Origin of the sequence: Brachyspira catarrhinii, assembly GCF_005518285.1 — a bacterium.
GTDB lineage: Bacteria > Spirochaetota > Brachyspiria > Brachyspirales > Brachyspiraceae > Brachyspira > Brachyspira catarrhinii.
Genome location: NZ_SJDU01000859.1, coordinates 1 through 323, shown reverse-complemented (window position 1 = coordinate 323; position 323 = coordinate 1). Strand labels below are relative to the sequence as shown.

General features: G+C 33.7%; 1 protein-coding gene. It reads left to right on the top strand.

Annotated features, from left to right (window positions below; translation table 11 throughout):
• A partial coding sequence (locus EZH24_RS13675; protein WP_236847297.1) for an ABC transporter substrate-binding protein occupies window positions 1–323 on the top strand: 323 nt, incomplete at both ends.

Here is a 323-nt window from a genome sequence, read left to right as displayed (position 1 = left end):
TTTTCGGCTCTTGAACCTCCGTCTACCGAAATAGATAGATTGAAAAACGAGAATTATGTAGTTCTTAAAGACGGCGTAGGAACTTATTATTTATCTCTTAATATTACAAATGAATTTTTAAAAGATAAGAGAGTGAGACATGCATTATCTTTGGCTATAGACAGAAATTATATAGTTTCAAATGTTACTATGGGAGGGCAAGCGGCGGCTCGCGGGTTTGTTCCTAATACTATTGGAGGAATAAACGCTCCTTTTAGAGAAGAGGCGGGAGATTTAATAGATATTTATAATTATCAAAATAATATTCAACCGCTAAAGATTTA